20 protein-coding genes and 1 pseudogene are annotated in these 21,988 nt (G+C 68.7%); 16 read left to right on the top strand and 5 right to left on the bottom strand.

The window, feature by feature from the left end; translation table 11 throughout:
* Positions 1-18: 18 nt before the first annotated feature.
* From JWS14_RS06640 to JWS14_RS06620, 5 genes are all read left to right on the top strand, one after another.
* Complete coding sequence (locus JWS14_RS06640; RefSeq protein ID WP_206012721.1) at positions 19-1,641, top strand: circularly permuted type 2 ATP-grasp protein; 1,623 nt, start codon at positions 19-21, stop codon at positions 1,639-1,641.
* Complete coding sequence (locus JWS14_RS06635; RefSeq protein WP_072946595.1) at positions 1,641-2,612, top strand: alpha-E domain-containing protein; 972 nt, start codon at positions 1,641-1,643, stop codon at positions 2,610-2,612. Before JWS14_RS06640 ends, JWS14_RS06635 begins: the two co-directional genes overlap by 1 nt.
* 8 nt (positions 2,613-2,620) lie before the next feature.
* Entirely contained in the window at positions 2,621-3,451 is an 831-nt protein-coding gene (locus JWS14_RS06630) for a transglutaminase family protein (protein WP_072946596.1), read from the top strand.
* 64 nt (positions 3,452-3,515) lie between these two features.
* Positions 3,516-4,289 (top strand): aquaporin, encoded by a 774-nt coding sequence (locus JWS14_RS06625; RefSeq protein WP_072946597.1) that lies wholly within the window; start codon positions 3,516-3,518, stop codon positions 4,287-4,289.
* An 80-nt stretch (positions 4,290-4,369) separates the two neighbouring features.
* Positions 4,370-5,182 (top strand): SGNH/GDSL hydrolase family protein, encoded by an 813-nt coding sequence (locus JWS14_RS06620; RefSeq protein WP_206015928.1) that lies wholly within the window; start codon positions 4,370-4,372, stop codon positions 5,180-5,182.
* Between the two features lie 5 nt (positions 5,183-5,187).
* Here the strand turns inward: JWS14_RS06620 and JWS14_RS06615 are convergent, their stop codons facing one another.
* Entirely contained in the window at positions 5,188-5,751 is a 564-nt protein-coding gene (locus tag JWS14_RS06615) for a type II toxin-antitoxin system PemK/MazF family toxin (protein WP_206012720.1), read from the bottom strand.
* Positions 5,752-5,816: 65 nt separating this feature from the next.
* On the opposite strand from JWS14_RS06615, the gene lepA reads away from it, so the two are divergent.
* From lepA to JWS14_RS06600, 3 genes are all read left to right on the top strand, one after another.
* Positions 5,817-7,709 carry a translation elongation factor 4 gene (gene lepA, locus JWS14_RS06610; protein WP_095865176.1) on the top strand — a complete coding sequence of 631 codons (1,893 nt, stop codon included), beginning with the start codon at positions 5,817-5,819 and terminating at the stop codon, positions 7,707-7,709.
* Positions 7,710-7,759: 50 nt separating this feature from the next.
* On the top strand, positions 7,760-8,698 hold the full coding sequence (locus tag JWS14_RS06605; RefSeq protein ID WP_206012719.1) for an NAD(P)H-dependent flavin oxidoreductase: 939 nt from the start codon (positions 7,760-7,762) through the stop codon (positions 8,696-8,698).
* Between the two features lie 205 nt (positions 8,699-8,903).
* On the top strand, positions 8,904-9,287 hold the full coding sequence (locus JWS14_RS06600; protein ID WP_072946601.1) for a substrate-binding domain-containing protein: 384 nt from the start codon (positions 8,904-8,906) through the stop codon (positions 9,285-9,287).
* Here the strand turns inward: JWS14_RS06600 and JWS14_RS06595 are convergent, their stop codons facing one another.
* On the bottom strand, positions 9,288-11,243 hold the full coding sequence (locus tag JWS14_RS06595) for a glycoside hydrolase family 15 protein (RefSeq protein ID WP_206012718.1): 1,956 nt from the start codon (positions 11,241-11,243) through the stop codon (positions 9,288-9,290).
* 93 nt (positions 11,244-11,336) lie between these two features.
* Here JWS14_RS06595 and JWS14_RS06590 point away from each other — a divergent pair, with 93 nt between their 5' ends.
* The 8 genes and pseudogenes from JWS14_RS06590 to JWS14_RS06560 form a co-directional block, all read left to right on the top strand.
* Positions 11,337-11,528: a hypothetical protein gene (locus JWS14_RS06590; RefSeq protein ID WP_005261263.1), complete on the top strand. Its 192-nt coding sequence runs from the start codon at positions 11,337-11,339 to the stop codon at positions 11,526-11,528.
* A gap of 87 nt (positions 11,529-11,615) precedes the next feature.
* Positions 11,616-11,744 (top strand): Ms4533A family Cys-rich leader peptide, encoded by a 129-nt coding sequence (locus tag JWS14_RS51710; protein ID WP_369426194.1) that lies wholly within the window; start codon positions 11,616-11,618, stop codon positions 11,742-11,744.
* Between the two features lie 181 nt (positions 11,745-11,925).
* Positions 11,926-12,957 (top strand): sulfate ABC transporter substrate-binding protein, encoded by a 1,032-nt coding sequence (locus tag JWS14_RS06585; RefSeq protein WP_206012717.1) that lies wholly within the window; start codon positions 11,926-11,928, stop codon positions 12,955-12,957.
* A 7-nt stretch (positions 12,958-12,964) separates the two neighbouring features.
* On the top strand, positions 12,965-13,846 hold the full coding sequence (gene cysT / locus JWS14_RS06580) for a sulfate ABC transporter permease subunit CysT (protein ID WP_072946604.1): 882 nt from the start codon (positions 12,965-12,967) through the stop codon (positions 13,844-13,846).
* Positions 13,843-14,649 carry a sulfate ABC transporter permease subunit CysW gene (gene cysW / locus JWS14_RS06575; RefSeq protein ID WP_206012716.1) on the top strand — a complete coding sequence of 269 codons (807 nt, stop codon included), beginning with the start codon at positions 13,843-13,845 and terminating at the stop codon, positions 14,647-14,649. The genes cysT and cysW overlap by 4 nt, the downstream gene beginning before the upstream one ends.
* Complete coding sequence (locus tag JWS14_RS06570; RefSeq protein ID WP_072946606.1) at positions 14,646-15,659, top strand: sulfate/molybdate ABC transporter ATP-binding protein; 1,014 nt, start codon at positions 14,646-14,648, stop codon at positions 15,657-15,659. The genes cysW and JWS14_RS06570 overlap by 4 nt, the downstream gene beginning before the upstream one ends.
* Before the next feature lie 25 nt (positions 15,660-15,684).
* A complete protein-coding gene (locus JWS14_RS06565; protein ID WP_206012715.1) occupies positions 15,685-17,064 on the top strand; it encodes a sulfatase family protein in 1,380 nt (459 codons plus the stop codon).
* Between the two features lie 76 nt (positions 17,065-17,140).
* Positions 17,141-18,169 (top strand): annotated as a pseudogene (locus JWS14_RS06560) (Mur ligase family protein); the annotation flags it as partial.
* Positions 18,170-18,192: 23 nt separating this feature from the next.
* On the opposite strand, the gene cysC reads toward JWS14_RS06560, so the two are convergent.
* The 3 genes from cysC to stf0 are packed head-to-tail and all read right to left on the bottom strand — an operon-like array spanning position 18,193 to position 21,805.
* Entirely contained in the window at positions 18,193-20,076 is a 1,884-nt protein-coding gene (cysC, locus tag JWS14_RS06555) for an adenylyl-sulfate kinase (protein WP_072946608.1), read from the bottom strand.
* Positions 20,076-21,005, bottom strand: coding sequence for a sulfate adenylyltransferase subunit CysD (gene cysD, locus JWS14_RS06550; RefSeq protein WP_072946609.1), 930 nt, complete (start codon positions 21,003-21,005; stop codon positions 20,076-20,078). Before cysD ends, cysC begins: the two co-directional genes overlap by 1 nt.
* Positions 21,002-21,805, bottom strand: a complete 804-nt coding sequence (gene stf0 / locus JWS14_RS06545) for a trehalose 2-sulfotransferase (RefSeq protein WP_206012714.1) — start codon at positions 21,803-21,805, stop codon at positions 21,002-21,004. The genes cysD and stf0 overlap by 4 nt, the downstream gene beginning before the upstream one ends.
* Positions 21,806-21,988: the final 183 nt, after the last annotated feature.

Below are 21,988 nucleotides of genomic sequence, written 5' to 3'. Positions count from 1 at the left end.
ACCCCGCCGCGGACGCGGGTGACCGCCCGGCCGCGCAAGCCCGCGGAACCCGCCCACGTCTTCGACGGGTACACCGACATCGGCCGCTACGGGCTGGCGTTCGACGAGATGTTCGACCGCGACGGCACCGTACGCCCGCCCTACAAGGGCGTGTTCAAGGCGCTCGAGCCCGCGGACCGGGCCGACCTCGCCGCCCGATCCGACGCGCTGGGCAGGGCGTTCATCGACCAGGGCGTGACGTTCTCGCTGTCCGGTCAGGAACGGCCCTTCCCCCTCGACCTGGTGCCCCGCGTCATCGCGGCAGCGGAGTGGACGCGGCTCGAGAAGGGCATCAAGCAGCGGGTGCAGGCGCTCGAGATGTTCCTCGACGACGTGTACGGGGAACAGCGCATCCTGCGCGACCACGTGCTGCCGAAACGGTTGGTCACCTCCTGCGAGCACTTCCACCGGGAGGCCTCGGGGATCGTCCCGCCGAACGGGGTGCGGATCCACGTGGCCGGAATCGACCTCGTCCGCGACGAGAACGGGGTGTTCCGCGTCCTCGAGGACAACCTGCGTTCGCCGTCGGGAGTGTCCTACGTCATGGAGAACCGCCGCACGATGGCGCGCGTGTTCCCCGACCTGTTCATGTCGCACCGCGTGCGGTCCGTCGGAGACTACGCCTCGCACCTGCTGCGGGCGCTGCGGGCGTCCGCCGCCCTCAACGAGGCCGACCCGACCGTCGTCGTCCTGACGCCGGGTGTCGCGAACTCGGCGTACTTCGAGCATTCGCTGCTCGCGCGCCAGATGGGTGTCGAACTCGTCGAGGGCCGCGATCTCTTCTGCCGCGACAACATGGTCTACATGCGCACGACCGAGGGTGAACGCCAGGTCGACGTCATCTATCGCCGCATCGACGACGACTACCTCGACCCGATGCACTTCCGGCCGGACTCGGTGCTCGGGGTGGCCGGTGTGCTGAACGCGGCCCGCGCGGGCAACGTCGTCATCTCGAGTGCCGTCGGGAACGGCGTCGGCGACGACAAACTCGTCTACGCCTACGTGCCGCAGATCATCGACTACTACCTCGGGGAGAAGCCGCTGCTCGCGAACGTCGACACGTTCCGCTGCTGGCTCGACGAGGAATGTGAGGAGGTGCTGGACCGGGTCGACGAACTGGTGATCAAACCGGTGGAGGGGTCCGGCGGCTACGGCATCGTCTTCGGCCCCGACGCGTCACCGAAGGAGCTGAACACGATCACGAGGAAGATCAAGGCGGACCCCCGCGGGTGGATCGCCCAGCCTGTCGTCCAGCTGTCCACGGTGCCGACCAAGATCGGGGACGAACTGGTTCCCCGGCACGTGGACCTGCGGCCCTTCGCGGTCAACGACGGCGACGACGTGTGGGTGCTGCCGGGCGGGCTCACCCGCGTGGCCCTGCCCGAGGGATCCCTCGTCGTGAACTCCAGCCAGGGCGGCGGCAGCAAGGACACGTGGGTGCTCGCGAGCAGGAGCTCCGACGAGGAGCGCGAACTCGCAGGTGAGGAGATCGTGGCCGAACCGGCGCAATCGGCCGAGGCCGAGCAGGGACCCGAACTCAGCACCACGCAGCTGCAGCAACAGCAACAGCAACAGCAACAGGGCCCGGGAGGTGATCGCTGATGCTGGCGAGAAACGCGGAATCGCTGTACTGGATCGGCCGGTACGTCGAGCGGGCCGACGACATGGCCCGCATTCTCGACGTCGCCGTGCACCAACTGCTCGACGACGCGTCGGTGGACCCGGACCGCACGTCCCGGTTGCTGCTGCGGGTGCTCGGCATCGAGGCACCCGACACCGAACTCGACGTCCGGTCGGTGACCGAACTGGTGGCGTTCAGCCGCAACCAGGTGGGCTCGATCATCGACTCCCTCGCGAGCGCCCGCGAGAACGCGCGCGGCGCCCGCGAGGTCACGTCCAGCGAGATGTGGGAGTGCCTCAACACCACGTACAACGGCCTCGCCGAACGGGAGCGGGCGTCCAAGCGTCTCGGCCCGCACGAGTTCTTCCGGTACGTGGAGGAACGCGCGGCGATGTTCGCGGGTCTGGCCGACTCGACGATGAGCCGCGACGACGGGTACCGCTTCCTGCTGCTCGGCCGCTCGATCGAACGCGTCGACATGCTCGCGCGGATGCTGCTGTCCCGTGCCGGTGACCGCCCGTCCTCGCCCGCGTGGGTGACGGTGCTGCGCTCCGCGGGGGCTCACGACACCTACCTGCGCACGTACCGCGGCGCGCTGGACGCCAACCGGGTGGTCGAGTTCATCCTGCTGGACCGGCTGTTCCCGCGGTCGGTGTTCCACGCCATCCGGCAGGCGGAGCTGTGCCTCGCCGAACTCGACCACCAGCCGGACAGTCGCGTCGGGCCCCGGGCCGAGGCGCAGCGCCTCCTCGGCAGGGCGCGGAGCGAACTCGAGTTCCTGCCGCCCGGCGTGCTCCTCGAGGATCTCCAGGATCGGCTCGCGGGATTGCAGGAAACCTGCCGCGAGCTGGGAGAAGCCATCGCGCTGCAATATTTTCACGCCGCGCCGTGGGTGGCGTGGACCGATGCACGGGCCGTCGGCGGCGAATCCGTCGTGGAGGGAGAGCTGTGAGCTGGCGAATGAGAGTCGTGCACACCACCGGGTATGCCTACGACGCACCGGTTACGTCCTCGTACAACGAGGCGCGGCTCACCCCGCGCGGTGACAGCAGGCAGACGGTGATCCTGAACCGGGTGGAGACGACGCCGGCGACGCGGTCGTACCGCTACACCGACTACTGGGGCACCGCCGTCACCGCGTTCGATCTGCATGCGCCGCACAAGGAACTCGAGGTCACCGGACTGTCCGTCGTCGAGACCGAACCGTTCTGGGAGCCGGAGGAGAAGGCGGACTGGGACGAACTGGCGAGCCCGCCGCTCACCGACCGGTTCAACGAGCAGCTGAGCAACACCACATTCGTGCCGCGCAGCCGCAAGCTCGACACCATCGCGCGGGACCTGCGCAAGGGGCGGACCCCCGACGAAGCCGTTGTCGCGGCGGCGGACTGGGTGCACCGGGAGATGGATTACGTCCCGGGGACGACGGGCGTCCACACCTCCGCGGTCGACGCCTGGGCCGAACGGCAGGGCGTGTGCCAGGACTACGCGCACCTGACTCTGGTTCTGTTGCGCAGCATGGGAATTCCGAGTCGCTACGTGTCCGGCTATCTGCACCCGAAACCCGATGCGGCGGTCGACGAGACGGTGGCGGGGGAGAGTCACGCATGGGTGGAGGCATGGACCGGGGCGTGGTGGGGATACGACCCGACCAACGCCGTAGCGGTGAACGAACAGCACGTGTCGGTGGGCATCGGACGGGACTACGCGGACGTTCCGCCGCTCAAGGGCATCTTCTCCGGTGGCCGGGCAACAGATCTCGAAGTCGTCGTGGAGATCACACGCCTGGCGTAAAGTGCCACCCAGATCTATCTGTGGAAAGCAGGACTAACGATCCATTTCGACGAAGGTGGGTTCAATGTCTCCAACCGCACAGGAATACGTAGAAGTCGAACCGATCTCGGATCTCAAGAAATACGTAGCTGAGGCGGTCGGTACGTTCCTACTGGTCTTCGCGGCGGTGGGTACGGCGGTCTTCGCCGGGGCCAAGGTCGGGAACCTCGGTGTGGCACTGGCATTCGGACTGACCCTGCTCTTCCTCGTCTACGCCATCGGGCCCATCTCGGGCTGCCACGTCAACCCTGCCGTCACCGTGGGGCACCTCGCGCTCGGCCGGTTGTCCGTCGCGAAGGCGGGGCTGTACGTCGTCGCCCAGGTCATCGGTGGTCTCGTCGCCGGTGTGGTGGTCTACACGATCGCGCAGAGCCTGCCGTCGTACAACAGGGCGGACGACGGTCTCGGCGCCAACGGCTGGGGCGCGCACAGCCCGTCCGCCATCAAGGGACCGCTCGGCGGGGTCATCGAGAACGGTTACGGCATCGGCGCCGCGATGATCGTCGAAATCCTCCTCACCGCGCTGCTCGTGTTCGTGGTCCTCGCGTCCACCGACCAGATCTCCGACGTCCCCCTCGCGGGCGTGTCGATCGGATTCACACTCGCCGTGATCCACCTCGTGTCGATCCCGATCGACAACACGTCCGTCAACCCGGCTCGCAGCCTCGCCGTGGCGCCCTACCAGAACGGCGCGCTCGCGCAGGTGTGGTTGTTCATCGTGTTCCCGTTGATCGGCGGCGCGGTGGGCGCGCTGGTCTACCGTTCGCTGTTCGGCCGGTACGACCGATTGCAGAGCTGAGCTCCGACCGACCCGGGCCGGGTGCCCGGGGCCTGCGGGCCGGAATTCTCGCGTGCGCGGTCGTCGCGCTCACCGGAACGATCCCCGCGACCGCGACCGCCGAGGACGCGCTACGGCCGGGACCGTCGTATGTCGCCCTCGGCGACTCCCGCGCGTCCGGACCGCTCATCGAATTCTCTGAGCACCGCGACCTGTGCCTGCGATCGCCGGACCTGAACTACCCGGCGAAGCTGGCGCGGCTGATCGGCGCCGCCACTCTCATCGACGTCACGTGCTCCGCCGCCACACCCGCCCACGTGATCAGCACCGCGCAATTCGTGGGGACGCGCTTCGCCCCGCCGCAGATCGATGCGCTGCGGGCGGACACCGACGTCGTGACGCTCAGCATCGGGGGCGGCGGATCCAACCACCTGCCGGTGTCGGTGCGCTGCGGCGCCCTCGTTCCCGGCGCCGACGCCGACTGCCGCGACGACCCGCAGGCGGAGCAGCTCACGGTCGAGGGGATCGCGAAGATGGCGCCGCAGGTCGATGCCGTGGTGGCCGCGATCGTGGCGAAGGCACCGCACGCCGAGGTCTACCTGATCGGGCACGGCGGTTCCGTCGGCCGACGCGGCTGCTGGCCGAACCTGCCCGTGTCCGACGCGGACGCGGTCTGGCTCGACCGGTACTTCGAACGGTTCAACCAGATCTACGTCGACGCCGCCGCCCGGTACGGAGTGCACTACATCGACATCGCGAAGGCCGCGGTGGACGGCGGGCACGACGCGTGCGCGCCGACGGGGCAGCGGTGGTTCGAGGGCCTCGCGCCGCAGTCACCCGCCGAACCGGTACATCCCAACGCACTCGCGATGACCGCGATCGCCGAGATGGTCGCCGAAGACCTGGGTCGGTGACCGCGTCACTGCCAGCTGAAGTCCACACGCAGACGCTGCGCGACGATCTCGAACTTGGCCCGGTCCATGACGGCGCCCTCGCGGCGGATCCCCGCCTCCGGCACGTCCAGCACCCGATCCAGCCGGATCCAGCTCGGACGGCCTTCCGCGTCCCACGACCCCGTGCCGACCGCGATCCAGTCCCGGTCGCCGTCGTGCTTGCTCTGCGAGGACAGCATCAACCCCAGCAGGGTGTCGCCGTCTCGCCCGACGACGAGCACGGGCCGGTCCTTGCCCTGACTCGCGTCCTCCTCGTACGCCACCCACGTCCAGACGATCTCGCCCGGATCCGCGCGACCGTCCAGGTCGGGGGAGTACTCCACCTTCCGTGCCCGGTGGGCGGTCGGGGCGGAGTCGGCGGTGACCGGACGGCCCGGCGCCGGCTTCGGCGCGGCGGCCGTCGACCCGGTCAGGACACCGGCCGCGCGGTCCAGCGCGCCGGACTTCTGCAGCTGCGCCAGAAGCTGCGGTCCCTTGTCCCGTGCAAGTCGGCCCAACGTCTTCCCGATGCTGCTCCACGTGCTCGCCATGGCCGCCGAGCTTAGTGCGTGTATGCCGCAGCAGCCGCAACGCGGTGGCTTGGATATCCTGACAGGTGACAGTGGCCCGGAACCGGGCCGGTGCCGGTCCAGGTAAGGGGTCCCCCATCAGCAGCTTCGCCGACAAGACGTTCACGGATCCTGCCCGGATCCGGAATTTCTGCATCATCGCGCACATCGATCACGGCAAGTCGACGCTGGCCGACCGCATGCTCCAGCTCACCGGTGTGGTCGAGGAGCGGCAGATGCGTGCCCAGTACCTCGACCGCATGGACATCGAGCGTGAGCGGGGCATCACGATCAAGGCGCAGAACGTCCGGCTCCCCTGGAAGGTGGGCGACGACGAGTACGTTATCCACCTCATCGACACTCCGGGTCACGTGGACTTCACCTACGAGGTCTCCCGCGCACTCGAGGCGTGCGAGGGTGCGGTCCTGCTGGTGGATGCCGCGCAGGGCATCGAGGCGCAGACTCTCGCCAACCTGTACCTGGCGATGGAGAAGGACCTCACCATCATCCCGGTGCTCAACAAGATCGACCTACCTGCCGCCGACCCCGACCGGTACGCCGAGGAGATCGCGCACATCACCGGATGCGAACCGGGTGACGTGCTGCGCGTGTCCGGCAAGACGGGCATGGGCGTGAAGGAACTGCTCGACGAGGTCGTGAAGCAGGTCCCCGCTCCCGTCGGCGACCCCGACGGTCCGGCGCGCGCCATGATCTTCGACTCGGTGTACGACGCGTACCGCGGAGTCGTCACGTACGTCCGTGTCGTCGACGGCCGGATCTCGCCGCGCGAGAAGATCACCATGATGTCGACGGGCACCACTCACGATCTGATCGAGGTCGGCATCATCTCGCCCGAACCGAAGGCGAGCATCGGCCTCGGCGTCGGCGAGGTGGGTTACCTCATCACCGGTGTGAAGGACGTCCGGCAGTCGCGTGTCGGCGACACGGTCACCGCCGCGCGCGGCGGTGCGACGGAACCCCTCGTGGGATACCGCGACCCTAAACCGATGGTCTACTCCGGCCTCTACCCGCTCGACGGCTCGGACTACCCGGTGCTGCGCGACGCCCTGGACAAGTTGCGTCTCAACGACGCCGCCCTGGCGTACGAGCCGGAGACGTCGGTGGCGCTCGGGTTCGGGTTCCGCTGCGGATTCCTCGGACTGCTGCACATGGAGATCACCCGCGACCGCCTCGAGCGCGAGTTCGGGCTCGAGCTGATCTCGACCTCGCCGAACGTGGTGTACCGGGTGGTGATGGAGGACGGCGCCGAGCACGTCGTCACCAACCCGTCGTACTGGCCGGAGGGCAAGATCCGCGAGGTCTACGAGCCGATGGTGAAGTGCACCGTCATCGCCCCGAGCGAGTTCATCGGCGCGATCATGGAGCTCTGCCAGAACCGGCGCGGTGAACTCGGCGGCATGGACTACCTGTCCGAGACCCGTGTCGAGTTGCGCTACGAGATGCCCATGGGCGAGATCATGTTCGACTTCTTCGACGCCCTGAAGTCGCGGACCAAGGGGTACGCCAGCCTCGACTACGAGGAGTCGGGCGAGCAGCAGGCCGATCTGGTGAAGGTGGACATCCTGCTGCAGGGTGAGGCCGTCGACGCGTTCTCGTCGATCGTGCACCGCTCCGCGGCCGGCGCGTACGGCGGGCGGATGACGTCGAAGCTGCGTGAGCTGATTCCGCGCCAGCAGTTCGAGGTGCCGATCCAGGCGGCGATCGGCTCGAAGATCATTTCGCGTGAGAACATCCGCGCGATCCGCAAGGACGTGCTCGCCAAGTGCTACGGCGGCGACATCAGCCGTAAGCGCAAGCTGCTCGAGAAGCAGAAGGAAGGCAAGAAGCGGATGAAGACCATCGGCCGGGTCGAGGTTCCGCAGGAGGCCTTCGTGGCGGCGTTGTCGTCCGAGTCCGTCGGGGACAAGCCGAAGAAGTAGACGCCCGATCCTGTTGTCCGTCGACGTCTGATCGAAAGTAGGTGCGGCACGTGGCCCTCGAAACCTGGCTGACCCGGACACTGGGAATCGAGGTGCCGATCTTCGGCGCCCCGATGGGCGGACGGGCCGGCGGGACCCTCGTCGGCGAGGTGTCGAAGGCGGGCGGGCTCGGCCTGCTCGGCGCGGCCCGCTACGCAACCCCTGAGTGGGTCGCGAAGGAGACGGCGGTCGCGCGGGGCATCGGCGGCGACGCGTTCGGAATCGGGTTGATGACCTGGGCGCTCGACGACGACGACGCTCTCCTCGGCGCCGCTCTGGCGGAGAACCCGCGGGTCGTGTCGCTGTCGTTCGGTGACCCCGCCCCGTACGTGGAGCGGATCCACGCCACCGGGGCACTGGTGGCGTCCCAGGTGAACACGATCGACGACCTGCGGGTCGTGGAGGCGGCGGGCGTCGACTTCGTGATCGCCCAGGGCGGCGAGGCGGGCGGCCACACCGGCAGGATCGGGACGCTGCCGCTGCTGCAGGAGGTCCTGGAGGCCACGACGCTGCCGGTGCTCGCCGCAGGCGGTATCGCGACCGGCCGTGGTCTCGCGGCCGTGCTTGCGTCGGGCGCGGAGGGCGCGATGATCGGAACCGCGCTGCTGGCCAGCCCCGAGACGATCGGGCCGGAGTACGCCCGCGGCAAGCTGATCGCGGCGGGCAGCGCCGACACCGTGTACACGTCGGTGTTCGACCAGGCCCGCAGCCAGCCGTGGCCGACCCGGTGGGGTGGGCGGGCCCTGAGCAACGACTTCACGTCACGCTGGCACGGCGCGGAGGCGCCCGACGCCGAACTCGCCGCCGCCTACGATCCCGCGAACCCGGACCTCGGTGTCGTGTACGCCGGGGAAGCGGCGGGTCTCGTCACGGCGGAGCGGCCGGCAGGGGCCGTGGTGCGGCAGATCGCGGCCGACGCGGAGCGATTGCTTCACCGTTACGCGGAGTAACCCGTAGGGCCCGAGCCACCGAGTATGCGGCGGCAGGACCGATGGGTGACGAGCGCGGGTTGTACCCCTGGGAATCCGGGGTCGACGGCTCGGCGGTGGAACTCGACCGCGGAAGCCTGACCCAGATGCGGAGATCATCGCGACCGCCAACGGCAGCGTCGACGGCCTCGCCGACCGGCTGCCCGCGCTGGCGGGCAAAACGGCGGTGCTGTCCCAATTCATGTTCGCCACCGGGCAACTCGTCGTCGGCGCCGACCCCGATGACGGCGCGAGTGCGGTGTTCCGCAGGTTGGGGCTGACGCTGCCGCAGGCGCTCGTGGACGAGGCGGGGGCGACCGGGGGCCGTCTCGCCCTCAGCCCCGAGCGGGTGGACGCCCTGAACGCGGATCTCGTCGTGATGCTGCCCAACGGCGGCACCCGCGACGACCTGATGGCGCTGCCGGGGTTCGACCGGTTGCCGTCCGTGCAGCAGGGTGGTCTCGCCGTCGAGGATGATGCGACGGTGGTCGGTTTCAACACCCCGTCCAGTCTTTCCCTGCAGTACTCGCTCGGCCGGATCACACCGCAACTGGAGGCGGTCGGCGCCTGATCAGACCATGTTGTGGGCGGGCTGGAATCCGCCCGCCGCGGCCTCCTCCGCGCGAATGACGTGGACCACCGCGTTGATCAGCGCCAGATGGGTGAACGCCTGCGGGAAGTTGCCGAGGTGCCGCCCCGAGTCGGGGTCGATCTCCTCCGCGTACAGCTTGAGGGGGCTCGCGAATCCGAGCAGCCGATCGCACAGGCGTTTCGCGCGGTCCAGTTCACCGATCTCTACGAGCGCCGACACGAGCCAGAACGAGCAGATCGTGAACGTGCCCTCCTTGCCGCTCAGTCCGTCGTCCGTGGTCTCCACCCGATAGCGGAGCACCAGCCCGCCCTCGGTCAGCTCGTCCGCGATGGCGAGCACGGTCGCGCGGATACGCGGATCGTCCGCGGGCAGGAACCGGAGCAGCGGTGCGAGCAGCAGCGACGCGTCGAGGCTGTCGCTGCCGTACCGCTGCGTCAGGACGCCGCGCGCATCGACGCCGTGCTCGAGGATGTCGTCTTTGATCTCGTCGGCCAGCTCGGACCATTGCTGCGCATAACTCGTCTCACCCTGCTGATCGGCGAGCTTCGCGCCGCGGTCGAGGGCCACCCAGCACATGATCTTCGACGACGTGAAGTGCTGGGGCTCGCCGCGGACCTCCCAGATCCCGCGGTCGGGGAGACGCCAATGCTTGACCGCCTCCTCGACCTGGCGTTTGAGCATCGGCCACAGGGTTTCCGGGACCCTCTCACGGGATTTCACGTGCAGGTACACCGAATCGAGGATCGTTCCCCAGATGTCGTGCTGGACCTGGTCGTAGGCGCCGTTTCCGATCCGCACCGGTCGCGCACCGTCGTAACCGGAGAGGTGGTGCAACTCCGACTCCTCCAGCGTCTGCTCCCCGCCCACGCCGTACATCACCTGCAGCGGATGATGGTTGCCGTCCTCGGCGCTCGACACGTCGTAGATGAACGAGAAGAAGTCGTTGGCCTCGCGGTCGAGTCCGAGGCTGTACAGGCCCCACAGCGCGAACGTCGAATCCCGCACCCATGCGTAGCGGTAGTCCCAGTTCCGTTCGCCGCCCGGGGTTTCCGGGAGCGATGTGGTCGACGCCGCGAGCAGGGCGCCGGTGGGGGCGTACGTCAACCCCTTCAGTGCGAGAGCGCTGCGCTGCAGGTAGCCCCGCCACTTGTGGTCGGGAAAGCGGCCGATGGTGATCCACTCGCGCCAGCACTTCGCCGTCTGCCACATCTTGTCGGCCGCCTCGTCGAATGTCTGCGGTGCGGGCATGTGAGCCCACGACAGGGCGACGAACACGTTGTCGCCGTCGACCATCCGGGTCCGGGCCCGGGCCTCCCGCCCTTCGAGTCCGATCTTCATGTTCGTCGTCAGCCGCAACGTCGGGTGGTCGCCCGGGCGGCTCGACTTACACGTGGCGGTGGCCTCTTCGTAGACCTTGCCCGTGTACTCCCAGTGCGCCGCGCCGCGGTGGTAGTCGAACGCGGGCTCGCAGCTCATCTCCAGTTCGACGGTCCCGTTGACGCATTTCACCGTCCGCAGCAGGATGTGTTCGGCGTCCCAGTCGGTGGGGGTGCGGCGGTGCGAGCGCGAGCGCTGCTCGACGTTGTGCCACGGGCCGAGCACGAGGGCGTCGCGCACGATGAGCCAGCCCGTCTCGGTCTGCCACGTCGTCTCGACGATCAGTCCCCCCGGCAGATAGCGGCGGGCGGCGGGTACGTTCTGCCCGTACGGCCCGATGCGGAAGTGGCCCGCGCTGCGGTCGAGGACGGCGCCGAAGACGCTGGGGGAGTCGGGCCGGGGAATGCACATCCACTCGACCGAGCCGTTGCGGGCGATCAGGCAGGTGGACTCGCAGTCCGACAGGAACGCGTAGTCGTCGATCGGCGGGAACGAATGGTGGTGATGGTGCGGGGCCGCATGCAGCCGGCCGTGGGAGTGCGCGTCGCTGGACACCATGTGATCATCATCGACCGCCGCCGTCCCCGTCGTCCACCTGTCTGCCGTCCACCTGTCTGCCGGTCACGAGCCGGTCGACGATAGGCTGGCCCGGTGGACCGGATGGCGAGTTGGTGGGACGGCTTCGAGCTGTGGATCGCCGGACTCCCGTTCGTTCCGCAGGTCGCCCTCGTGCTGCTGGTGATGGTGCCGGTGTGCCGGGGACTGGCGTGGCTGCTCGATCGTGGGCTGGCCGCAGTCTTCGTCCTGCTCAGGCGGGACGTCTCGAAGGTGGAGGAACCCTGATGCCGCGCTCACGCGTCACACTCGCGCTGCTCGCGCTGATCGTCCTCGTCGTCGTCGCCTGGCTGCTCACCCGGTAAATCCTGTTCGATGTGGGACGTTGGTTCAGGCTCTGCTACATTTCACGGCGTGTCTGAAGCCGCTGTACACCAGGTCCGCCATGAATTGGCGTTGATCGCTGTCGGCATGCTCGCAGTCGCCGACATCGACTGTTGTTGATTTCTCCTCGCACACAGAAATGCGCGCGGATGACACCGCGCACGCTCGACCGGTTTCGCGCTGCTGATTTTCGTTCGCATTCCTGATTCCGTTCGGGCGGTCTTTGCGTTACTCCTCTCGCACCACCTCCCACGTTTTACGCAACACCCCTCTGTGACAGATCCCCAGGAAGGTTTCTCCCATGAAACGCCGTTCTCGTAGTCTTCTCACGGCCCTCGTGACGCTCGGAGCTGTGGCGCTGACCGCGTGCAGCGGCGGCGCCAGCGACACCGCCGGCGGCGACTCGGCCGGTGCCGACGGCAGCGCGGGCACCATCAACCTGTACGCGTACGCCGTGCCGAAGCCGGGCTTCGACAAGCTGATCCCCGCGTTCAACGCCACCGACGAGGGCAAGGGCGTGGCGTTCCAGCCGTCCTACGGTGCCTCCGGTGACCAGTCCCGCAAGGTCAAGGACGGCGCCGAGGCCGACTTCGTCAACTTCTCCGTCGAACCCGACATCACCCGCCTCGTCGACGCCGGCCTGGTGGACAAGAGCTGGAACCAGGACGCCTACAACGGAATTCCGTTCGGTTCGGTCGTCACCATCGTCGTGCGCGAGGGCAACCCGAAGAACATCCACGACTGGGACGACCTGCTGCGTCCCGACGTCGAGGTCGTGACCCCCAACCCGTTCAGCTCCGGATCCGCGAAGTGGAACCTGCTCGCGCCGTACGCCGCGAAGAGCAACGGTGGCCAGGACCCGGCCGCCGGTCTCGACTACATCACCGCACTGGTGAACGACCACGTGAAGATTCAGCCGAAGTCGGGCCGTGAGGCGTCGGAGGCATTCCTGCAGGGCACCGGCGACGTGCTGCTCAGCTACGAGAACGAGGCGCTGTTCATCGAGGGCAACAGTGACCCCGTCGAGCACGTGACCCCGCCGACCACGTTCAAGATCGAGAACCCGGTCGCGGTGCTGTCGAACAGCAAGAACCTGGAGAAGGCCAACGCGTTCAAGGACTTCCTCTACACCACCGAGGGCCAGAAGCTGTGGGCCGAGGCCGGATTCCGTCCGGTCGATCCCGCGGTCGCCACGGAGTTCACCGACAAGTTCCCGGCGCCGGCCAAGCTGTGGACCATCGCCGATCTCGGCGGCTGGGCCAAGGTCGACTCCGAGGTGTTCGCCAAGGACACCGGGTCCATCGCAGTGATCTACGACAACGCAACCAAGTAAGACCGACGTGAGCGACACATCGACGACGACGGGCGGACGCGGCATCACGGTGCCGCCTCCGCCCGTTCCGCCTGCGCGTAAGAAGGTCGCCCGGGTCACCGGTGCCGTGGGACCGCTCGGCATCGGCATCGCGACCCTGTGGCTGAGCGTCATCGTGGTCCTGCCCCTCGCGGCGCTCACCGTGGCCTCGTTCGGCGACGGGATCGCTGGCTTCGTCGACGCGATCACCTCGCCGGTGGCGGTGGCGTCCCTGCGGGTCACGGTCGTGGTGTCCGTGGTGGTGGCCGTGATCAACGTGATCATGGGCACGCTCATCGCGTGGGTTCTCGTGCGCGACGAATTCCCCGGCAAGCGGGTCGTGAACGCGCTGATCGACCTGCCGTTCGCGTTGCCGACCATCGTGGCCAGCATCGTGCTGTTGTCGCTGTACGGCCCGGAGAGCCCGATCGGCGTCCACCTCAACGCCACGCAGCCCGGCCTGATCGTGGCGCTGGCGTTCGTGACGTTGCCGTTCGTCGTCCGCTCGGTGCAGCCGGTGCTGATCGAGGTCGACAAGGAAGTCGAGGAGGCCGCGGCTTCCCTCGGCGCCGACAACGTGACGATCTTCCGCAAGGTGGTGGTGCCGACCCTGACTCCGGCGATCATCAGCGGCGCGGGGCTCGCGTTCGCCCGCGCGATCGGCGAGTATGGTTCCGTCGTCCTGATCGGCGGAAACATTCCCCGAGAGACTCAGGTCGCATCCCAGTACATTCAACAGCAGATCGAAATCGACAGGCCGGCCGCCGCGGCGGCCGTGTCGGTGGCTCTCCTGGCCATCGCATTCGTGACGCTGTTCGCCCTCCGGGTCTTCGCCAGCCGGGGGCAGCGTCGTGAGGAGCAGGCGGAATGAAGCTCTCTGGGTCCACCCGGATCACCCTGCGCACGGTCGCGCTGCTCTACCTGTTCGGCCTGCTGGTGGTGCCCATCGTCATCATCCTGTTCCGCACGTTCGAGAACGGGATCGGCGCCTTCGTCGATTCGATCAGCACACCCGCCGCGATCTCCGCGCTCAATCTGTCCCTGCTGATCGTGGCTATCGTCGTCCCGGTGAACGTGGTGTTCGGAATCGTCACGGCCCTCGCGCTGGTGCGGGGCCGGTTCCCGGGCCGCGGTCTGGTACAGGCGGTGGTCGACCTCCCGTTCGCCGTCTCACCCATCGTGGTCGGTGTGTCGCTGATTCTGCTGTGGGGCGCCAACGGCTGGTTCGGCGGGCTCGAATCGCTGGGGTTCAAGGTGATCTTCGGGCTCCCCGGGATGGTCATCGCCACCCTGTTCGTGACGTTGCCGTTCGTCGTGCGGGAGGTGGAGCCCGTCCTGCACGAGATCGGCGAGGAACAGGAACAGGCCGCCGCGACGCTCGGCGCGAGCCGCTGGCAGACGTTCTGGCTGATCACCCTGCCTGCCATCCGCTGGGGTCTGACCTACGGCGTGGTCCTAACGGTTGCCCGTTCGCTGGGCGAATTCGGCGCCGTGATCATGGTGTCCTCGGGCTTCCCCGGGGTGTCCCAGACCCTGACCCTGCTCGTGCATTCGCGCTACATCGACGACCACAACACGTTCGGTGCGTACTCCGCAGCCACCCTGCTGATGGGCATCGCGCTGATCACCCTGCTTCTGATGACTCTGCTCGACCGCAAGAGGAGCACCACATGATTACCGTGACCGGCGCCCGGAAGAACTACGGGTCCTTTGCTGCTCTCGACGATGTCTCCATCGACATCCCCTCGGGTTCGCTGACGGCGCTTCTCGGGCCCAGCGGGTCGGGCAAGTCGACGCTGCTCCGCTCCATCGCCGGGCTCGAGGCCCTCGACTCCGGCACCGTCGTGATCGGCGGGAACGACGTCACCGACATCTCCCCGCAGAAGCGGGACATCGGCTTCGTGTTCCAGCACTACGCGGCGTTCAAGCACATGACGGTGCGCGACAACGTCGCGTTCGGTCTGAAGATCCGCAAACGGCCGAAGCCGGAGATCGACAAGAAGGTCAACGAGCTTCTCGAGATCGTCGGCCTCGACGGCTTCCAGCACCGCTACCCGGCGCAGTTGTCCGGCGGTCAGCGTCAGCGGATGGCGCTCGCGCGGGCACTGGCGGTGGATCCGAAGGTGCTGCTCCTCGACGAGCCGTTCGGTGCGCTCGACGCGAAGGTCCGCACGGACCTGCGCACCTGGCTGCGCCGGCTGCACGACGAGGTGCACGTGACGACGGTGCTGGTCACCCATGACCAGGAGGAGGCGCTCGACGTCGCCGACCGGATCGCGGTCCTCAACAAGGGCCGGATCGAGCAGATCGGGGAGCCGGCGGACCTCTACGACCGCCCCCGCAACGACTTCGTGATGTCGTTCCTCGGGTCCGTGGCCAAACTCAACGGGCAGTTGGTCCGGCCGCACGACATCCGCCTCGGCCGCGACCCCGACCTGGCCCTCGCGCAGCAGGCGGGGACGGCCGAATCGCTCGGGGTCACGCGGGCCACGGTGGAGCGCGTGGTTCACCTCGGATTCGAGGTGCGGGTGGATCTGCGCAACGAGGCCACCGGCGAACCCTTCTCCGCCCAGGTCACCCGCGGCGACAGTGCGGCACTCGGCCTGCGCGAGGGCGAGACCGTCTACGCGCGGGCGACACGGGCACCCGAACTCCCGGAGGCCGAAGTTCCGGTCTCCCTGTAACTCCCCGCCGATGTAGGAGGCGACTGTGGCGACCCCGGTGAATCCCGTCCGTGACAACGTTCTGATCGTGCACTGGCACGATCTGGGCCGTCACCTCGGGTGTTACGGTGCGTCCGGGGTGCGCAGCCCGAACCTCGACCGGCTGGCCGCGGAGGGCGTGCTGCTGACCGACGCGCATGCGGCGGCGCCCCTGTGCTCGCCCTCGCGCGGCGCCCTGTTCTCGGGCCGGTACCCGCACAGCAACGGACTGATCGGACTCGCGCACCACGGCTGGCAGTACCACGACGACGTCCGCACGCTGCCGTCCCTGCTGGCGGAGGCGGGCTGGTACACGGCCCTGTTCGGGATGCAGCACGAGACCGCCTATCCCAAGCGGCTCGGCTTCCACGAGTACGACGTGTCGAACTCGTACTGCGAGTACGTCACCGATCGGGCGTCGCGGTGGCTGGCGCGGTTCCCTCCGCACCCGTTCCTGCTGACCGCAGGCTTCTTCGAGACGCACCGACCGTACCCGGTCGACAGGTACGCACCCGCAGATCCCGAGGGTTTCGACGTGCCCCCGTATCTGCCCGACCGTCCGGAGGTCCGTGAGGACCTGGCCGGATTCCACGGGTCGATCGAGGTGGCGGACGCCGCGGTCGGCAGGCTGCTGCAGACCCTGGAGGACGAGGGGCTGGACGACAGCACGTGGGTCGTGTTCCTCACCGACCACGGCGAGGCGTTCCCCGGTGCGAAATCGACGCTGTATGCGCCGGGCACCGGTATCGCGACGATCATCCGCCCACCGCGGAGGCTGCGGGCGGCCCCACGCGTCTACGACGACCTGTTCAGCGGGGTGGATCTGGTTCCCACCCTCCTCGAACTGCTGGGTGTCCCGGTCCCCGCGGCCGTGGAGGGCGTCTCCCACGCCGAGCAGTTGCTGGGCCGGTCGGAGGAGGCGGCGCGCGACGTCCTGTTCACGGAGAAGACGTTCCACGACAGCTTCGACCCCATCCGCGCGGTACGCAGCAAGCGGTTCAGCTACATCGAGAACTACGCGCCGCGGCCCAGGCTCGACCTGCCCCTCGACATCGAGAACAGCCTGTCCGGTGCGGTGCTGGGCACCGAGCATCTCCTGCCGCGTCCGAGCCGGGAACTCTACGACCTGCTCGCCGATCCCGGCGAGCGCGACAATCTCGCCGACACCGACGACTTCGCCGGGACGCAGGCCGAGTTGGCGCTCGAACTCGCCACGTGGCGACGGGCGACGGGCGACTCGATCCCGAGCGAGGAGGAGGGAACGGCCTACGCCCGGAAGGCGATGGAGGAGTACCTCGCCACGCTCGGCCGGGTGCCGGACGTGCGGTCGGCCTACAGCGAGGAACGCGGAATCCTGGACGAACCCCGGAGCGGCGTGGAGACGTAGCGGCGAGGTAGGGCGCCGCGGACGGATGATCGCGGTTCCGTCTTCGCGGCCTGCACACCAGTGATGGACTGGGAGGGTGAGCGTCGACTACCCGCGGTTCACCCCACCGAGGCCGCTGACCGACGTGCTGCGCCGCCTCGGCCGGTCGGCGACCCTCTGCGGGCCGGGCGACGCCGCGGTGACGGGGATCAACCAGGATTCGCGTCTCGTCCGGGCCGGGGACGTGTACGCGGCGCTGCCGGGCCGCCACCGTCACGGGATCGAGTTCGTGGCCGATGCCGCGTCGCGCGGTGCGGTCGCGATGCTCAGCGACCGGAAGTCGGACGTCCTGCCGACGATCGTGGTGGACGATCCGCGCCGGGTTCTCGGTCCGCTGGCGTCGTGGGTGTACGGCGATCCGTCCGAGGCGCTCGACGTCTACGGGGTGACCGGGACGAACGGGAAGACCAGCACCGTGTACCTCCTGGAAGCGGGACTGCGCGCGGCCGGGGCCGCCGCCGGAATGATGACGGGAATCGCGGTCCGGGGACCCGGCGGTTCACGGGCCGCGACCCGGACGACACCCGAGGCGTGCGAACTCCAGCAGACGCTCGCCGCGTTCGCCGAACAGCGGATCGGGGCGGTCGCGATGGAGGTGTCGAGCCACGGTCTCGCTCTGCACCGGATCGACGGGACGTCTTTCCGGGTGGGGGTGTTCACCAATCTCGCCCGCGACCATCTGGACTTCCACCCCGACATGGACGCGTACTTCGCGGCAAAGGCCCGATTGTTCGAACCGGGGCACTGCGCCGCGGCAGCGATCGGCGTTGACGACGAGTTCGGGCGCCGCCTCGCTGCCACCGTCACCGTGCCCCGCGTGACGTTCTCGTCGAGGACGCCGGCGGCCGACTTCTACGCCTCCGCCGTGCACGCCGACGAGGGCGGCACGTCGTTCACGCTCCGCGGCGCCGGGGACCGGAAACCGGTGCGGCTCCGGCTACTCGGAGTGCATCAGGTGGACAACGCACTCGCCGCGATCGCCGCCCTCGCCGCTCGCGGCGTGGACCTCGACGCGGCGGTCGCCGGGATCGAGACCCTCGACACCGTGCCCGGACGGCTGGAGGCGGCACTCCGCCGGCTCGTCGCACGCTAGGCCGACAGTGTCTCGTGCCGGGCGAGTTCGGCGAGAATCCGGGCGACGAGGTCGTCGAGATCGGCGCCGGTGGTGTCGAACGCGAGATCCGGGGTCTCAGGGGCCTCGTACGGTGCGTCGATCCCGGTGAGGCCTCGGAGTTCGCCTGCCCGCGCCCGGGCGTAGAGCCCCTTGGGATCGCGCCGTTCGCATTCGTCGACCGGGGTGCTCACGTGGATCTCGAGAAACGGCAGGCCCGCGGCCTCGTTGAGCGCCCGGGCAATCGCCCGGTCCGATCGGAGCGGCGAGACCATCGACGCGATGGCGACCACCCCGGCGTCCGCGAACAACCGGGTGAGGTGGCCGACGCGGCGGATGTTCTCGGCCCGGTCACCGGGTGAGAAACCCAGGTCGTCCGAGATGCCGTGCCGGACGTTGTCGCCGTCGAGAAGGTACGCGGTCCGGCCCGCGTCGACGAGCGTCCGTTCGAGCGCGACCGCGACGGTCGACTTTCCGGACGCGGGCAGCCCGGTGAGCCAGATGGTGGCGCCCCGCTGCCCGGTCGCGGACCAGCGTCGATCCCGTTTCAGCGACGACGGATGCCACTTGATGTCGTGCCGGGTCTGCTCGCCAGGAACCACTTCGCGGGTGTCGCTGACGGTTCCGGCGCCGACGGTGTCGTTGCTCTGCTCGTCGATGAGGATGAACGCACCCGCGTCGCGATTGGTGGCGTACGGGTCGGCGAGCACCACCGTGCTCGTCCGGAGCGTGATTCGGCCGATGTCGTTGAGGGCGAGTTCGCTGGGGGAGTCGTGTTCTTCGAGGGTTTCCGGGTCGAGCCGCGTGTGCAGCTCCTGCACCGTGGCGCGCACGGTGCGGCTGGTGTGCTTGAGGGCCACCCGGTCGCCCGCCCGCAGCGGCGTTTCGCTCAGCCAGCACACGGTCGCGTCGATCTCGCGGGCCGGGACGGGTGCGGTGGCATCGGTCGCCGCACTGACGACGAGGTCGCCGCGGGCGACGTCGACGTCGTCGGCGAGTTCGAACGACACCGACAGCGGCGCGACCGCGACGGCCCGGTGCGGATCGAGGGTGTCGAGGGCGGTGACCGTGCTGCGGGAACCGGCAGGCAGCACCACCACCTCGTCCCCGACGGACAGGGTGCCCGCCGACAGCCGGCCGGTGTAGCGGCGCCGCTGATGGTCCGTGGGACGCGCGACCCACTGGATGGGCAGTCGCAGTTCGGACGCGACGGCCGACGGCGCGGCGAGTTCCACGCCTTCGAGATACTCGAGGAGCGTGGGCCCGTTGTACCAGGGCGTCGAATCCGACCGCGTGACCACGTTGTCTCCCCGGGTGGCGGACACCGGGATCACCGTGACGTCGCGGCCGCCGAGGCGCTGCGCGAGCAGGCCGAGTTCGGATTCGACTTCCTTGAACCGGGTCTCGTCGAAGTCGACGAGGTCGATCTTGTTGACCACCGCGACCAGGTGCGGGACGCCGAGGAGGTCGGCGATCCGGGCGTGGCGCCGGGTCTGCCGGAGCACCCCGGTGCGTGCGTCCACCAGCAGCACGGCCACGTGGGTGTTCGACGCCCCGGTGAACATGTTGCGGGTGTACCGTTCGTGCCCCGGTGTGTCGGCGAGGACGAAACTCCGGGTCGGCGTCGAGAAGAAGCGATAGGCGACGTCGATGGTGATGCCCTGCTCGCGTTCGGCCCGCAGACCGTCCGAGAGCGCGGCGAGGTCCGCCTCACCGTCGGCGTTCGTCACCGCCTCGAGGTGGTCGGTGGGCAGGCTTCCGGTGTCGTGGAGGAGGCGGCCGATGAGGGTGCTCTTCCCGTCGTCGACGCTGCCCGCGGTGGCGAGTCGCAGCAATTGGCGAGGCCGGCCGGTGGTGGTCATCAGAAGTACCCCTCGCGCTTGCGGTCTTCCATCGCGGCAACGGAAGTCCTGTCGTCGGCCCGGGTTTCCCCGCGTTCGGAGACCGTGGCCGCGGCGATCTCCTCGATCACGCCGGCGACGTCGCCGGCATCCGAACGCACCGCGCCGGTGATGGTGAGGTCCCCGACCGTGCGATACCGCACCCGGAGCCGTTGCACCAGTTCGCTTTCGGTGGGCAGCGTGTACTCGGACAGTCCGAGCAGGATGCCGTCGCGCTCGAACACCTGCCGTTCGTGGGCGAAGTAGATCGACGGCAGTGCGAGCTTCTCGAGTTCGATGTAGCGCCAGATGTCGAGTTCGGTCCAGTTGCTGAGCGGGAACACCCGGACCTGCTCGCCGCGGCGAATCCGCCCGTTGTACAGCGACCACGGCTCGGGCCGCTGCGAACGCGGATCCCACTGCCCGAACTCGTCGCGGAAGCTGAGTACCCGCTCCTTCGCGCGGGCGCGTTCCTCGTCTCGGCGCGCGCCACCGAAGGCGGCGTCGAAGCGGTGCTCCTCCAGGGCGTCGAGTAGGGTCCGGGTCTGCAACCGGTTCCGGGACGTGCCGGGACCGCCCGTTTCGGTGACGCGGCCCTTGTCGATCGACTCCTGCACCGACGCGACGATCAGCCGGTGACCGTCCTCGGCGAGCCTGCGATCGCGGAATTCGATCACCTCGGGGAAGTTGTGCCCGGTGTCGACGTGCAGGACGGGAAACGGCAACGGGGACGGCCGGAACGCCTTCTCCGCCAGCCTCAGCAACACGATCGAATCCTTGCCTGCCGAGAACAGCAGCACCGGTCGCTCGAGTTCCGCGACCACCTCGCGGATGATGTGCACGGCCTCCGCCTCCAGCGCGCGGAGTTCGTCGACGTGTGCGTCCGTGTCGGTGGACGGTGCGGCGGTCACAGCGGAAGTCCGTTCGCGGCGGCCTCGGACCGGTATCGCTCGACCCACTCCTTGGAGCGGCCGTCGCTCTGCCGTTTCAGCGGCGGCGGGGGCGCGAGATCGGCGTCGAGGCCGAGTTCGACGAGCACCTTCGCCGCCGTCGCCTGCGGGGCCGCGACGAGATCGTCGAAACTGATGTCGATGTGGTCGAGGCCCTCCGTCTCGAACCAGTTGCGCCACTGCACATCCTGATCGCGGAGGATGCGGACGAGGTGGGCGATGCCGTCCGCGTGGTACTCGGCGCCGTCGTGCGGGGCCGGCGGGGTGGCGTCGTCGCGCCACACCTGGGTCTGCACCGCCCGCCACATCGATACCGCCTGCGCGACGACGTCACGCCGGTAGACGTGGATGAAGGCGAGGTCGCGGTCCAGGATGTCGCCGAGGGCGGACCGCAGGTCGTTGCCGGACCGGTCCGGAAGTCCGGCGGCGCGGTCGAGGACGAGCGGCACCTGGTTCCACATCAGCTTGCCGCCCCACACGCCGTTGGGGGTGCGCCCGACGCTGAGCAGTTGATCGCGCCACTGCTCCGCGGTGCGGGTGTCGGCGGTTCCCGGTTCGAGCGGGGCGAGCAGGGAGAGCACCGTCTCGTCGGTGACCGACTCGAACCATTGCCGTGGCTGCGGTGACCGGCTGGTGGACGGCAGGTACTGGAAGAACTCCTCCGGGTTGCCTGCCACGGTCGTGGCACGAAGGGATTCGACGAGCAGCGTGCTGCCGCTGCGCTGCGACGCGCAGACGAGATATGAGCGTGGCTCCGACATGCCGGAAACTATAAGGGCGAAATTCGGTGCCGCAATCGGGACGAAATCGAATTTGCGTGATGGAAACACTTGATTTATCCGCGGCGGTCGATTTGTCGGATCCGGCGTCGTGGCGGTGCGTTGATCGAGCAGCTCAGGGCAGTTTTCGGGAACGCCGATCCGGTTCGCTCGTCGCCGGAAGAA

It is taken from the genome of Rhodococcus koreensis, from assembly GCF_017068375.1.
In the GTDB taxonomy this organism is placed as follows: domain Bacteria; phylum Actinomycetota; class Actinomycetes; order Mycobacteriales; family Mycobacteriaceae; genus Rhodococcus_F; species Rhodococcus_F koreensis.
This window is presented reverse-complemented; position numbering and strand designations above follow the sequence as displayed.